The 14,359-nt window shown below is 60.4% G+C and carries 15 protein-coding genes; 2 read left to right on the top strand and 13 right to left on the bottom strand.

The window, feature by feature from the left end; genetic code table 11:
* Positions 1 to 143 precede the first annotated feature (143 nt).
* The 13 genes from HKN06_10650 to HKN06_10590 form a co-directional block, all read right to left on the bottom strand.
* A complete protein-coding gene (locus HKN06_10650) occupies positions 144 to 818 on the bottom strand; it encodes a hypothetical protein (GenBank protein ID NNF61770.1) in 675 nt (224 codons plus the stop codon).
* Between the two features lie 196 nt (positions 819 to 1,014).
* A complete protein-coding gene (gene sppA, locus HKN06_10645) occupies positions 1,015 to 2,838 on the bottom strand; it encodes a signal peptide peptidase SppA (protein NNF61769.1) in 1,824 nt (607 codons plus the stop codon).
* 16 nt (positions 2,839 to 2,854) lie between these two features.
* On the bottom strand, positions 2,855 to 4,108 hold the full coding sequence (locus HKN06_10640; protein ID NNF61768.1) for a TRAP transporter large permease subunit: 1,254 nt from the start codon (positions 4,106 to 4,108) through the stop codon (positions 2,855 to 2,857).
* Positions 4,108 to 4,611, bottom strand: a complete 504-nt coding sequence (locus HKN06_10635) for a TRAP transporter small permease (GenBank protein NNF61767.1) — start codon at positions 4,609 to 4,611, stop codon at positions 4,108 to 4,110. The genes HKN06_10640 and HKN06_10635 overlap by 1 nt, the downstream gene beginning before the upstream one ends.
* Entirely contained in the window at positions 4,608 to 5,639 is a 1,032-nt protein-coding gene (dctP, locus tag HKN06_10630) for a TRAP transporter substrate-binding protein DctP (protein ID NNF61766.1), read from the bottom strand. The genes HKN06_10635 and dctP overlap by 4 nt, the downstream gene beginning before the upstream one ends.
* 12 nt (positions 5,640 to 5,651) lie before the next feature.
* Positions 5,652 to 6,503: a hypothetical protein gene (locus HKN06_10625; GenBank protein ID NNF61765.1), complete on the bottom strand. Its 852-nt coding sequence runs from the start codon at positions 6,501 to 6,503 to the stop codon at positions 5,652 to 5,654.
* Positions 6,504 to 6,580: 77 nt separating this feature from the next.
* Positions 6,581 to 8,026 carry an HTTM domain-containing protein gene (locus HKN06_10620; GenBank protein ID NNF61764.1) on the bottom strand — a complete coding sequence of 482 codons (1,446 nt, stop codon included), beginning with the start codon at positions 8,024 to 8,026 and terminating at the stop codon, positions 6,581 to 6,583.
* A gap of 167 nt (positions 8,027 to 8,193) precedes the next feature.
* Positions 8,194 to 8,538 carry a 50S ribosomal protein L19 gene (gene rplS, locus HKN06_10615; protein ID NNF61763.1) on the bottom strand — a complete coding sequence of 115 codons (345 nt, stop codon included), beginning with the start codon at positions 8,536 to 8,538 and terminating at the stop codon, positions 8,194 to 8,196.
* A 15-nt stretch (positions 8,539 to 8,553) separates the two neighbouring features.
* Positions 8,554 to 9,315 carry a tRNA (guanosine(37)-N1)-methyltransferase TrmD gene (trmD, locus tag HKN06_10610; GenBank protein ID NNF61762.1) on the bottom strand — a complete coding sequence of 254 codons (762 nt, stop codon included), beginning with the start codon at positions 9,313 to 9,315 and terminating at the stop codon, positions 8,554 to 8,556.
* A gap of 1 nt (position 9,316) precedes the next feature.
* The gene (gene rimM / locus HKN06_10605) at positions 9,317 to 9,826 is read right to left on the bottom strand and encodes a ribosome maturation factor RimM (protein NNF61761.1); all 510 of its coding nucleotides are present in this window, start codon (positions 9,824 to 9,826) and stop codon (positions 9,317 to 9,319) included.
* Positions 9,827 to 9,842: 16 nt separating this feature from the next.
* On the bottom strand, positions 9,843 to 10,097 hold the full coding sequence (gene rpsP, locus HKN06_10600) for a 30S ribosomal protein S16 (GenBank protein NNF61760.1): 255 nt from the start codon (positions 10,095 to 10,097) through the stop codon (positions 9,843 to 9,845).
* Between the two features lie 175 nt (positions 10,098 to 10,272).
* On the bottom strand, positions 10,273 to 11,625 hold the full coding sequence (gene ffh, locus HKN06_10595) for a signal recognition particle protein (GenBank protein ID NNF61759.1): 1,353 nt from the start codon (positions 11,623 to 11,625) through the stop codon (positions 10,273 to 10,275).
* Between the two features lie 30 nt (positions 11,626 to 11,655).
* Positions 11,656 to 12,423 carry a 3',5'-cyclic-nucleotide phosphodiesterase gene (locus tag HKN06_10590; GenBank protein NNF61758.1) on the bottom strand — a complete coding sequence of 256 codons (768 nt, stop codon included), beginning with the start codon at positions 12,421 to 12,423 and terminating at the stop codon, positions 11,656 to 11,658.
* Between the two features lie 190 nt (positions 12,424 to 12,613).
* Between HKN06_10590 and ccsA the strand changes: the two genes are divergently transcribed.
* Together ccsA and HKN06_10580 are read left to right on the top strand one after the other, a co-directional pair.
* A complete protein-coding gene (ccsA, locus tag HKN06_10585; protein ID NNF61757.1) occupies positions 12,614 to 13,333 on the top strand; it encodes a cytochrome c biogenesis protein CcsA in 720 nt (239 codons plus the stop codon).
* The coding region (locus HKN06_10580; protein ID NNF61756.1) for a DUF21 domain-containing protein at positions 13,324 to 14,359 on the top strand (1,036 nt) is incomplete at its 3' end. The genes ccsA and HKN06_10580, both read left to right, overlap by 10 nt.

Here is a 14,359-nt window from a genome sequence, read left to right as displayed (position 1 = left end):
GTCGCGGCTGGAAGCCGCTCCCACGGGAGTTAGTCGCAAGCAGTCGCGGCTGGAAGCCGCTCCCACAGGCCGCTCCCGCAGGTCGCTCCCGCAGGCCGCTCCTGCAGGCAGCGTGGTCGCAGGTAGTCGCGGCTGAAACAGCCCTATGGTTGCTTGCCGGTGCCGGACGGTTTGGCAACGCCGATGACCGGCTGCTGTTGCGGCTCCGGAGTCTCACGCATCGGCGCGTTGCGACTGTGCCGAATATACGGTTGCCACTGCTGCAGCGCTGACACTTCTGCTGCGCTCAGCATCCGCGCCTCAGGTATTTCACTTGGCCTGTAGGTAACACTGCACTGACCTGCCTCACAGGCCACCGCAACCGGAGTTCGCTCCGGTATGCGCCGGCAGTGAAACGGCGTGACATGACTGAGCGCCCGATACTGCGACAGCATGAAGCGGTTCAGCGCAACAGGTTGCGCGCAGGGATCCAGCCCGATGGCACAGTCGGCCGGCTGTTCGCAGTCACGATAGGCGCTGGAGGTGATGGGCAACGCCTCTTCACGGCAAATGCCATGCTCACAGGCCAGTTCCGGCGCGGTGCAGTTGTCACAATCACCGTAGCGCTCGGCAAACCTGAGCAGGTATTTACGGCTAATGACGCTTGATGCACCATTGGCCGACCCGGCAATAGCGCAATCGCTGGCAGTTGCGCAGCGATAAAAATCAACGGGTAAATCTACCGGGGTGACTGATCCGGAGTCACTCACCTCAGGCGCCGATGCGGCGCAGGCTACCACCAGCAGCGCCACGACAAATCCGGGTAACACCGCCCTCATTTGCTGTTACGCTCCGCGCCGCCACCGTGCAGGTAAATCCGGCATCGGCCAGGCCGGGGCAAAACCGCCGCCAGGCGGTGACCATGCGCCTGCGCCACTCGTGACGCCCTCAGAGCAGCGCATAACACCAGCGGCGCCGCTGCCCGTTGGACTGGCAGGTTTGTACAATGCTGACGAAAGCGGGAATAGCCCGACTTCAGCGCAGGTCGCACAGGCAATGGTAGTAGAGATGGTTGGGGTCATTGAGTCGCGACAGCCGCGCCAGCTCATCAGTGATCTGCCCGACAATCCGGTTGAGCGTGCCCGGTTGCCAATGCACACCGAGTATCGAACGAATCCTGGTGACAAAACTCAACGCCATTTGCTCACGGAAGCTGAGCTCTTTCTGGATGTAAGTAACGCCATAGTCGTCCAGGTTTGCGCGCGCCGCTGCTGATTCAATTGCGGCGTCGAGCCCGCCAAGCTGGTCGACCAGCCCGATTTGCTCCGCCGTGCTGCCGATCCACACACGACCGCGCGCGATTTTGTCGACCTCATCCGTGGTCATGCCACGCCCGCTCGCTACTCCTTCGATAAAGTCGCGATAACCGTCCTCAATCGACAGCTGCAGTATTTGTGCTGCCTCGTCGCTGAGCTCGCGATCGGGGCGGAACTGCCCGCTCAGATTGGTCGTGCCCACACCGTCGACGTGTATCCCGAGCCAGTCGAGGCTGCGGCTGAAGGTGGGCAGGTAGGCGCCAATACCGATTGAGCCGGTGATAGTGGACGACGTGGCCCAGATTTCATCGGCGTCCATGGCAATGTAGTAACCGCCAGATGCCGCCACGCCCCCCATCGATGCGACGACAGGCTTGCCGGCCTCGCGCAGCAGCTGCACCTCACGCTGGATGATCTCCGAAGCAAACTTGCTGCCACCCGGGCTGTCGATACGCAGAACAACGGCTTTGACGTTTTCGTCATGCCGCGCCTTGCGCAACAATCGTGACAGCGTGTCGCCACCCACCACACCCGGCGGCTGGTCGCCATCCAGGATTTCGCCGGCAGCAACTACGACACCGATCTTGTCTGTCTCGCCATCAGGTTCGCGGGTATCGGCAACATAAGCTTCCAGGCCAATTTGTTTAAACGAGTGGGTCTTCTCGTCCTCACCAGCCAGCTCTATGAGACGCAGCCGCACCTGGTCACGGGTGCGCAGTTCGTCCACCAGCCCGGCGTTGAGCGCAACACGCGCGAGGTCGCCGTCATTAGCTTCCAGCCGTTCTACGAATTGCGCAACATAGTTGTGAATATCGCCGGCCTCGAGGCCGCGTACGCGGACGACATCCTGCTGGTACTGCCGCCACAGTTCGTTAAGCCATTCGAGACTCGAGGCGCGGTCCTCCTCGGACATGTCGTCGCGCAAATAGGGCTCGACAAAAGACTTGTACTCGCCTACGCGAAATACGTGCCAGTCGATCTTGAGCTTTTCTATTGCCGACCGGTAGTAAGTTCGAAAACGTCCATAGCCGTCCAGGTAGACAGCGCCCGACGGATGCAGGTAAACCTCGTCTGCGTGTGCCGCGAGATAGTATTGCGGCTGCAGCAGGAAATCTCCGTAAGCGACGACTTTCTTGCCTGACGCGCGGAAATCGTCCAGTTCCCGACCCAACCGCTGCAGTTTGCTGAGGTCGGCCGTCATGAAACCACTAAGGTCCATGGCAACAGCCTTGATACGATCGTCAGCCGCCGCCGCGCGTAATCCGTCAACCAGGTCGCGCACCGAGGTTTGCGCCTGGCCGTTGCCTGCCAGCTCGTCCAGCGCCTGCTCGACCGGATCGCCATAGCGCTGCTCGACAACCTGCCCGGCCGGCTCGATCAGTAGCGCCGCCGCCTTTGGCAACGCCGGCTTGCCCTGGCCCAGCGCTGCGACCAGCCCGACAAACACCAGCACCATCAGGATCAGGTGCACAAAGCGCCGGAAAACATCCAGCAGGCGCCAGGTCCCGCCAATAAATCGAGTGAAGATATTTCTGGAACTCATTGTTTATAATGACTCTTTACTGAAGAAAGAAGAGCGACAACCCGGGCCAGTAGGCAATCACCAGCACTGCAGCGAGCAGGATTACCAGGAACGGAATGCTCGCAGCATAAACCTGCATGATCGGCTTGTCGAAACGGTAGCTGGCGATGAACAGGTTCAGACCCACCGGTGGGGTCATGTAGCCCAGCTGCATGGTGGCCAGGAAGATGATGCCGAGGTGAACCGGGTCGACCTGGTAACGCATGGCAACCGGCAGGATCATCGGCACGACCAGCACCAGCGCCGAAAAGATATCGAGAAAGGCGCCGAGGATCAGCAGGAACACGATCAGCAACGCAATAAATGTGCCCTTGCTGGAAACAAAACCATCAAGCAGCTCGAACAGCTTTTCGGGCAGACCGGAATCGATGACAAAATTGGTCGACGCCAGCGACACGCCGAGAATCATCAGGATCCCACCGACCAGCACCATTGATTCGCGCATCAGGCCGGGCAAGCGCCGCCAGGTAATTTCACGCCGGATCACCACTTCGACCAGGAACACATACGCGGCTGTGACAGCAGCGGCCTCGGAAACGGCAAAATAGCCGCTGTATATACCACCGAGCACGACGACCGGCAGCGGCAGCTCCAGTGCCGCTTCACGCAACGCGGCAGCGGCTTCAGCGGTGGAGAATTGACTGACAGGTACCCGCGTCTGCGGATTACTCAGAATCGCCCAGGCGCTGAGCAGTACCAGCATCAGGAGGCCCGGCAGCAGGCCGGCCAGAAACAGGTCGTCGATTGAAGTCTTGGCGACGATGCCATACAGAATCAGTGGCAGCGACGGCGCGAACAGCAGTCCGAGACTGCCGGATGAAGTAATCAACCCCAGGTTGAACTTGTCGCGGTAGCCGGCCTCGCTTAGTGCCGGGTAAAGCAGCGCACCCAGCGCAATAATGGTTACACCGGATGCGCCGGTAAACGCCGTGAATAACGCGCAGGCCGCGAGCGCAACGATTGCCAGCCCGCCCGGCATCCAGCCAATGAGCGCATTGGTAACACGCACCAGTCGATGTGGCGCCTCGCTTTCGCTCAGCACATAGCCGGCAAACGTGAACAAGGGGATTGCCAGCAGCACCGGCATTTCGGCCAGACCAAATATCTCTATTGCCACGACTGACAGGTCAATTTCAGCGCCGTGAAATGCGAACAACGCGCTGGCGCCGATAACGGCAAATAATGGCGCGCCGAACAGCGCCAGCAACACCAGCGCAGCCATCATCAGCATCAGTGCTCACCCCGCAGCAGCACCAGCAGGTGACGCAGTGCATGCGCCAGGTAGCGCCAGGTCATCAACGCGAAGGCAAGCGGCATGACGCCCTGCAGAATCCATGCCGGCACGCCGCCGAGCAAGATATCCTCGTACAGCCGTGAGTCGTTGACGAAACGTCCTGAATGCCAGGCCAGCAGGCCGCACACCGCAGCGGTAAATGCAGCAATCAACAGGCGGCTGCCGGCCAGCCAGCGTCCCTCGAGAAAGCGCGACAGCACATCGATGGAAATATGGCGATCGTCGCGAGCCGCCGTCACTGCTGCCGCCATTGCCAGCCACAGCACCAGCAATCGCAGCAGTTCGTCTGTCCACGGCAGGCTCGAGTGAAACACATTGCGCAGGACTATTTGCCCCGTCGCGATTGTTATCAGCGCAACCAGCAGCACCGTAAGGAAGGAGTCTTCCAGTAGCTGTCCGAGCCTGCTGATCAGAGACCGGGACTGCTCCGGCTCATTCACGGCGCTGTCGCCGCCGCTTGCTGTTGCGTACGAAAATCAGCCAGGTGTTGTTGCAACGTCGCCAGCAGTGCCGGGCTGATCATGCCGTCGTCGGCCTGCTTCTGGTTCACCGCGCCGACCAGCCTGCGCCACTGTGGCAGCTGATCCTGCTCGACCGGGACAGTCTCGATGCCGGCCTTCGCCAGCGCCTCGTTAGCCTGAGCGTCGTCGCGATCGTTGACTGCATCGAATTCGCGGTAGGTCGCTTCCATCACTTCGCGTACTGCCTGCTGGTCTGCCGGATCGAGGCGGCCGAAAGCACGTCCGTCGATTGCCAGCAGCGCATATATATAAGTTACGGGAAGATCGCTGATATAGCTGACCTTTGTATGCCACTGCAGGACGACGGCACCGACGGCGGATGAGCCGATGATCTCGATCAACCCCGTTTGCAGACCGGTGAGTACATCGGTAATCGGCAGCGTAACCGGGGCAAGCCCAAGTGCTTCCATTGCTGCATAGCTGATCGCATCACCTTCCGGCACCCAGATCTTGCGCCCGCGCAGATCGTCGAGTGAGCGTACCGGGCTGTTGGACATCAACCGCGCGAAACCGCCGCTGGCCAGACCGAAGCTGACCAGGCCCGATTTTTGCTCCAGCCCCTTGAGCAGAATCTCGTCCATACGCTTGCGCACATATGCGACTTCGTCGGCGCTATTGAACAACAGCGGCAAACCATACAGCTGCAGGTCCGGATCCTGTTCTACCAGGCCGCCGGAGGTGAAAGTGCCACCATGCAGCTGCCCGACCCGCATCTTGCGCAGCACCTTTTTGTCATTACCCATGACGCCGCCGCCGTAAAACTTCAGCTGCACACGGCCATCGGTCCGCTGCTGAATTTCTGCGGCGCCCTCGCGCATGCGCGTCATCCAGTACGAGCCCTCAGGCGAGATCGTCGCGATCTTGAGCGTCTGCCCGGCAGCCGGTAATGCAACCGGCAGCATCAACAGCGGCAAAGCCAGCAGAGCAAGAAACGTGCTTCGTGTCATCCGTGTGGTCCCTCAAAAGTAATCATCAGCGCCTGCCAGCAAATCCCGGGCCTGTTCCTGTGCCAGCACGTTCAGCAGGGTCAACGCCGGCGCCCGTGGATCTGCCTCCAGAACCTCGCGCAGCAGCCTGTCATGCAGCTCGCGATCGTATACCAGGCGGGCATACCCTCGCGCATATTCGACCTTCGCGCTGAGATCCCGTTCCCCGGTTAACGAAATTGCACGTTCGAAATATGCCCGGCCCTGCTCCGGATCGCCCCCCAGCGCCGGGGGTCGCAGGGTATTGAGCACCCCGAGATAAAGATTCACGTTGGCGCGCTGGTCGGGCCGGTCGAGCTGCTGCAGCCGATCGAGCGCGGCCTCCACGCGTGGCAGGTCCGTCAGGGCACTCCAGTCACCACTGTTGGCGCGCAGCCAGGCCAGCCAGCTGATGGTATAGGCGTACAGCGCCTCGGCCTCGCGCTCGTCGACCAGCTCCAGCGCGGCAACAAAATCATCGAAACTGCTCTGCTGCCAGTCGCATGCCTGCTGATGCCTGAGACACAGGGCCCTCTGGCCATAGCTGCGGCCACGCTCGCTCAGCCGCTGGGCCCGCTGCTGATCGGTGGCAAACGTGACTGCGTATGAGGCATACATCTGCGCCCCGGCCGCCAGCAACTTCGGGCTGCCCGGCTCCGACAGGATCAGGCTGTCCAGCAGCAGCAGATAGGCAGGAAGCCCATCCCGTACCAGCGCCGGGTCATCCTGTTCCAGGATCGCCGTGGTCAGGTTGCCGGCGAAGCGGTCCGCAGCCGACGCCACGAGCGCACCGCAACCGGACAATCCGGGCAGCATCACCAGCAATAAAAGACGCGCAATTTTCATGACTCGCATGGTAAACAATGTGCCGCCCAAAGCGACGATATGATAAATGAAAGTGCGATACGGGCCGAACTTCCTCGTCAGCGCGAGGCAGCTCTCGTTTCGTCGCGCCAGAACTGCGGCAGCGGTTTGTCATTCGGCAGCAGCCAGTCGGCCGCAGCCAGGCTACGCTCAACCTGCGCCAGGTTGCGCTCAGGATCTACTATCGGCAGGCGCGGCCGACCATTGAGCGAACAGGTGTTTTTCGCCTGTATAACCGCGTCGTGAATATTGGCCTCCGCTTCCAGCCGCTGCGCGAGGTAATGCGCAAACTGCAGCATCATGTCCGGCCGGCATGCCATGACACGGGTCTGCTTGCTGGTGAGATAGTTACGCGGATCGATGCTCCATTCGTTACCGGTCGCCGGGTCCGTTGCGACAAACTTTATCCGCCCGCTCTTGTTGCGCAATTTCATGCGCCAGGCGAAACGGTGCCCCTCCTCGGTCCAGGCCACATCACCGGGATACAGGTAATGACGCAGCGGGATTACCGCCTGCAACACCATCCAAACGCCAAGAATCGAAATTAACGCGACCGTCAGCGGCGACGGCTGCTGCATTGCCGGTGGCGCTGCCGGACCTGCTACAAGCTGGCTGCTGATCGTGCCCTGCCCCAGGTCGTGGCGCCTTTCCATCAGGCGTGCCACGTGCAGTTCAACCCGGCGACCCAGCTTCCGCGGCCAGTCGGGATCGAAAAACAGCGTGGTCCCTACAATAGTCAGCCACGGAAATATCCCTATCTCGAACACCAGGTGGTTGAGAAAGTGAAAACTGCAGTAGAGCACGAACACATACATGCGTGTGCTTTTGAAAAACAGCAGTGGCGCGCCGACACAATGCAGAATAATCACGGCCCAGGATCCACCGACGATGGCCCACTTTTGTTCGAACAACTGGCCGACCAGGAACAGATCGGCGTCGTTCGCCAGCCACATGCCCAGCGGCTGCCCCTGCAGCCAGTCTGGCGTGATCTTTACGATGCCGGCATAAAGCAGCACGATTTCCATCTGGATAAGCAACGCGAACAGCGCCCACCCGGGAATCGTGGCCGAGCGCAATTTTGGCCGCAGCCAGGCATCAACAGAGAACGCACGGTGTGCCGGCACGAAACACATGAGCAACGAGAGCAGGATGACAAAGTAGAAGTGATTCAGGTAGCGCGCCTGATCGAGCAGGAACACATACGAGAAGCCAATAAGGAACAGCACCGTGGCGATGCGGTAAGCGGCGCCCACCATTATCATGAAGGCGAGCACGCCCAGCGCCACGAAATGCCAGGTCATCCCATTGCCTGGCCATGCCTGCAGCCATTCAAAGCCGTAGTACTTGAACATGAACTCGGGCCGAATGTAGAACATTCGAACCCAGTCATGACTCATGTAGCGCCATACTTCGTACAGCATGATGAAGCCAAAGCCGACGCGGAATACCACCACAGAGGCGATATCAACCGGTGTGTAGAGTTTCTTCCGTAGTGCGTCGAGCATGGATTTTTCCCGGTGATCTGATTTTTTACATTCCGGGCAGGCTTGATTGTAGTCCAGCATACGGATGCCGGGCAACGCAGACGGGATCTGACCTGTGCTGGCTGCAGCAACAACCGGGCAAAAAAATCGGGCCGCGCGGGCCCGATTCTGTTAACTGACGTGACGGTTCAGATTTTTTCCTTGATGCGGGCCGATTTACCGGAGCGCGCACGCAGATAATAAAGCTTGGCACGACGTACATCGCCGCGCCGCTTGACCGTAATTGATGCAATTGCGGGACTGTAGGTCTGGAATACACGTTCCACTCCTTCGCCATGCGACACTTTGCGCACGGTAAAGGCGGAGTTCAGACCGCGATTCCGCTTGGCAATAACCACACCCTCGTAAGCCTGCAGCCGCTCACGTGTTCCCTCTTTCACTTTTACCTGGACGACAACTGTGTCGCCCGGGTTGAAGTCAGGGATGTCCTGACTCATTTGTTCGTTTTCGATTTGTTCAATAATCTTGCTCATATCGATCGCCTGGTTTCAGTTTTGTTCCATACCGCCACCGTCACCGGCACCGGCCTTGTATTCCTCGAGCAGTTCACGTTGCTCGTCCGTCAGCTCGAGTTCCTCGAGCAGGTCGGGCCGCCGTTCCCACGTACGTCCCAACGACATCATCAGACGCCAGCGCCTGATTGCCGCATGATCTCCGCTCAGCAGTACCGGCGGAACCCTGCGACCGGAAAATTCCTCCGGCCGCGTGTAATGCGGGCAGTCCAGCAGGCCGTTGCTGAACGAGTCCTGGGCAGCCGATTCCGGGTCACCCAGCACCCCCGGCACGAGCCGGGCCACGCAGTCTGCCACAACAAGGGCTGCCAATTCACCACCTGAGAGGACAAAATCGCCAATTGACAGCTCGCGGTCGACTGCGAGGCCAACCAGCCGCTCGTCGATACCCTCATAGCGCCCTGCCAGCAGCACCATTCCGGGGCCTTCGGCCAGCTCAGCGGCCACCGCCTGGGTGAAGCGCTCGCCCTGCGGGCTGAGGTAGATCACCGGGCTGCCAGCCGGTACCAGCTCGCGGGCCGCGGTGATCGCGCGCGCCAGCGGTTCGGGCTTCATCACCATCCCGGGACCCCCACCATAAGGACGATCGTCCACGGTGCGATGTACGTCATCGGTGAAGTCACGCGGATTAGTGGTGGCAAATTTCAGGGTGCCGCTACCGACGGCGCGACCAAACACGCCCTGCCCGGCCCAGTTCGTCACGGCTTCAGGAAACAATGTGACTACGTGCAGATGCATGTCAGAAGTCCGGGTCCCAGCGCACGGTTATACGCCCCCCGCCGATATCGACGGCCGCAACCACCTGCTCGCTTATCCAGGGGACCAGTCTTTCGCGCTCCCCGTGTACCACCATCACGTCATTGGCGCCAGTTTCAATCAGGCGCGCCACTTTGCCAAGTGATACGCCCTGTTCGGTTACGACTTCAAGCCCGACCAGGTCAGTCCAGTAAAACTCGCCCTGCGCGGGCGGAGGCAGTTGCGCTCGCGGCACCCAGACTTTTGCGCCAACCAGTCGTGCTGCCTGGTCACGGTCATCGCAACCTTCCAGACGCGCGACCAGCCCGGCTCCGCGTTGCCGCGATTCGACAACGGCCACATCGAGCTGTTCGTTGTCGAGCTCCAGCTGCCAGGGTGTGTAGTTAAAAATATTGCGGGGCGGATCGGTAAAAGAGTAGACCTTTACCCAGCCCTTGACGCCAAACAGCCCGGAGATATTTCCGAGCTGAACTTTGTCTTCCCGCGCAGTCATGCGCGGCGACGCCGCTTCAGTTGCTGGCCGCGGCCTGCTGAAGTTTCAGCAGATAACGCACGCGGTCAGATGGCTGCGCACCCTTGCTGATCCAGTACTCGGTGCGCTCCAGGTCCAGGCGCAGCTTCTCTTCATTTTCTTTAGCGCCCGGATTGAAAAAACCCAGCCGTTCGATGCCACGCCCGTCCCGGCGATTGCGGCTGTCCGTTACGATGATGTGATAGAACGGTCGCTTGTTGGCGCCGCCACGTGACAGTCTTATTGTCACCATTTCCGCTGTTCCTCAGATGCCCTGCACAGCCCCCGCGGGCTGCAACCAGCCGGGCATTCTACTGACTTGCAGGGCAAAGGGGAACCATCGAATAGAACAATTCCAAGGTATTTGGACTGGTTTCGCCTTGGAGCAGATGCACCTGAGGGCCTCGGCACTGGAAGCGGAGCGCCACCTAGAACGGCGGCGGCCGGCGGCCCTGCATGGCCCGCATCAGCCCCTTGGCCCCACCACGGGACACTTTCTTCATCATTTTCTGCATCTGGTGGTGCTGCTTTACCAGCCGGTTTACGTCCTGCACCGCCAGCCCGGCACCCGCGGCAATGCGGCGCTTGCGCGATCCGTTGAGGATCTTCGGGTGGCGCCGCTCGCCCGGCGTCATGGAGTTGATCAGCGCTATCTGGCGACGAATCTGCCGATCGTCCGCCTGTTGCCGGACCGCCTCCGGGACCTGGCCCATGCCGGGCAACTTGTCGAGCAAACCGCCGATCCCGCCCATGCCGAGCATCTGCTCGAGCTGGTCGCGCAGGTCTTCCAGATTGAAGCCCTTGCCCTTCTTCAGCTTGCGCGCCAGTTTTTCAGTTTTCTTCTGGTCGGCTTTTTCCTGTACCTGTTCGACGAGTGTAAGTACGTCACCCATGCCCAGGATGCGCGACGCCACGCGATCGGGATGAAACAACTCCAGCGCATCGGTTTTCTCACCGGTACCGAGAAACTTGATCGGCTTGCCGGTGACCTGGCGCGCCGACAGTGCGGCACCACCACGCGCATCGCCGTCGGTCTTTGTCAGAACTATTCCGGTCAGCGGCAAGGCCTCGTCGAAGGCGCGTGCAGAATTGACCGCATCCTGGCCAGCCATGCTGTCGAGCACGAACAGCGTCTCGACCGGTTCCGCAGCTGCGTGCACTTCACGCACTTCCTGCATCATTTGCTCATCGATATGCAGGCGGCCTGCGGTATCCAGCAGCACCACGTCGACCAGCTGGCGCCGGCCTTCCGCGACTGCCCGCCGTGCGATATCCCGAGGATCGTCTTCTTCACTGCTTGGCATGAACTCGCTGCCGATCGACTGCGCCAGCGTTTGCAGCTGCAGGATGGCCGCCGGCCGGTAGACGTCCGCACTGGCGATCAATACCTTTTTCTTTTCCCGCTGCTGCAGCCAGAGCGCCAGTTTGGCCACGGTGGTGGTTTTACCGGAACCCTGCAGACCGGCCACCATGATGACCGCCGGCGGTTGTGTGCGCAGGTCGAGACCGGCGGCGGCATCGCCCATTACATGGACCAGTTCCTCGTGTACCACCCGGATCAGCGCCTGACCGGGCGTGAGGCTTTTCAGCACTTCTTCCCCGACCGCGCGCTCGCGCACGCCGCCAATGAACTCACGCACAACCGGTAACGCAACATCGGCCTCCAGGAGAGCCATGCGCACCTGGCGCAGCGTGTCGCGAATATTGTCTTCGGTAAGCTTGCCGCCACCACGCAACGACGCGACTGTGCTGCTTAGCCGCTCGCTAAGACTGTCAAACATGAAACTACCCGGTGTTCAGGAGAGCGGGGATTATAGCTCGAACACGGTTCCGGTCTGCAGCTGACTGATAGCGCGATCCGGCAGGATCTCGCCGACTTCGTCGAGGATCGCTTCTTCTTCGCCGGGCTTCATTGCGGTAACCCAGATAGCCGGCTCGTGGTCGAGTTTTTCCAGGTCAGCGGCGAATGTCGATGGGGTGTAATGACCGGAAACCCTCGCCAGCTGCGCGAGACGATCGGGAAACGACACCTCGACTACCAGCACATCAAGCCGTTCATAACTGTTGAGCACCGGCCACAACGTACGATTGGTGGTTGTGTCTCCACTGAAGGCGAAAACTTTTTCGCCATTGGCGACGCAGAATCCGAGTGTCGGCACAGCGTGTTCCACACCTATGGCGCGCAGTGAACGATCGCCGATATCAACACTATCGCCGGCGTCAATTTCGACAAATCTGATAACCGGGTTTTCGGCGTCTGGCAGGCAGGTAAAGTCGGGCCAGATGACGTCATTGAAAATGTATTCTTGCAGCGCCGCAATCGTTTCGGCGTTTGCGTACACCCGCAGCGGGTCATCGAGCAGTTGCTCGAAAATATTGTCGATCAGCATCGGCAGAGACACGATGTGATCCAGGTGGGAATGGGTGATAAACACATGGCGAATCTGCGACAGATCGTCGAGACTGAGGTCGCCGACGCCGGTGCCGGCGTCAATAAGGATGTCGCGGTCGACAAGGATCGAGGTGGTTCTCAACCCTCGCCCGATGCCGCCACTGCATCCCAGGACTCTTACCCGCATTTCTTCCTTCCATACTCACGACCGGAACCCAGACATCCGGCCTTCTCAACCAAGGCACAGTGTGCGATGATTCTTTGACCAGACAGCAAGCTACGGTAATCACAAGATTTTTTCTGTGCCTGAGATCACAGTTTTCGGCGCATACGCCGTGGCGGCTGCCCTCCTGGCAGGACCCGCCCGCAGCGAGACAATGACCCCGCTGACTGCCATTGCGCTGGCCCTTGCGGCTGCAGCCGTGGCGGCACACGGCGGGCTGCTGTGGTACGCAACCGTCGCTCAGCAAGCACTCAGCCTGGGCAGTACCGCCTCGCTCACCGGCTGGCTGCTGGCTCTGCTGGGCATTTACTACGTGCTGCGCAGCGATTTCCGCGGTCTCGGCAGCGTGTTGCTGGGGATCGCCGGAATCACTGCCCTGTTTACGGCCGGCGGCCAGTTACCTGCAGAGGCCGGAACCGCTCCGTTATGGCAATTTGTCAGTCATGCGCTGATGGCCACGCTGGCCTACAGCCTGCTGGCGGCCGCCGCGTTGCTGGCATTTGCCGGCAGCCTGAAAGACCGCCGGCTGCGGCACGTCGGCACCGCCGGCTGGACGGTGCGTCTGCCGTCACTCGATGACATAGAGCGTCATATGTTTGCCTGCATCCTTGCCGGATTCGCGCTGTTGTCGCTGGCAATATTCAGCGGACTGATTTTCGTACGCGACCTGATGGCGCAACACCTGGCACACAAGACCGTGCTGGCTTCGCTGGCCTGGGTGATATTTGGCGTACTGCTGCTTGGCCGCTGGCAGTTCGGCTGGCGCGGCCGTAAGGCCACCACTCTGGCGCTGGTCGGTTTTGCCCTGCTGCTGCTGGCGTATTTCGGCAGCCGCTTCGTGCTGGAAATGGTGCTGGGCCGGCAATGGGGTTAGACGACCCCTTACCCACGCAGTGGCTGCTGATCGCAATCGTGGTGCTGCTGCTGTTCTCGGCGTTTTTCTCCGGCACCGAAACGGCACTGATGAGCATCAACCGTTACCGTTTACGTCACCGCGCCCGGGCCGGGCACCGTGGTGCGCAGCTCGCTGAAAAACTGCTGAAGCAGCCAGACCGGCTGATCGGGCTGATCCTGTTTGGCAACAACCTGGTCAACCTGTCGGCATCAGCGATTGCGTCGGTAATCGCAGTGCGCATCGGTGGCGCTGCGGTCGTGCTTTCGGTCGTCATTCTCACGCTCGTAGTGCTTATCTTTGCCGAGCTGATGCCAAAAACACTGGCAATACTCAAACCGGAACGGCTCGCCATTCCGGCCAGCTATGTGTACTTCCCGCTACTCAAGGTGATGTACCCGTTCGTGTGGGCGATAAACCTGGTGGCAAACGGGATCCTTTACCTGTTCGGCGTGAAAGCGAGCGACAGCAGCGGCCAGTCGCTGAGCACCGAAGAGTTGCGCACGGTGGTCAACGAAGCTGCGGTGATGGTGCCGGGGCGGCATCGCGCCATGCTCACCGCCATACTGGACCTGGAAAAAGCGTCAGTGGACGACATCATGATCACCCGCCAGGACATCACCGGTATCGACCTGGACGATGACTGGGGCGCCATCGTGCAACAGCTCCAGGGCAGCACGTTTACACGGTTACCCGTGTTCGAGGATACACTCGACCGCATCGTGGGGATGCTGCATCTGCGCAAGGTGCTGGGCCATGTTGCCCGCGGCGATCTTGACAAGTCGTCTTTGCGCCAACTTGTCGACGAACCGTACTTCGTCCCCGAGGGAACCTCGCTAAACCGGCAGCTGCTCAACTTCCAGGCAGCCGGCGAGCGAGTCGCCCTGGTAGTCGACGAATACGGCGATATCCAGGGCCTGATCACACTCGAAGATATCCTCGAAGAAATCGTCGGCGAATTTACCGCAGACCACCCGACGGATTTTCTCAGCGAAGTCAGCGAAGATC

Source organism: Gammaproteobacteria bacterium (assembly GCA_013003425.1).
In the GTDB taxonomy this organism is placed as follows: Bacteria; Pseudomonadota; Gammaproteobacteria; order Steroidobacterales; family JABDKV01; genus JABDJB01.
Note: the sequence above shows the minus strand (reverse complement) of the source record. Positions and strands in the feature narration are given on the sequence as shown.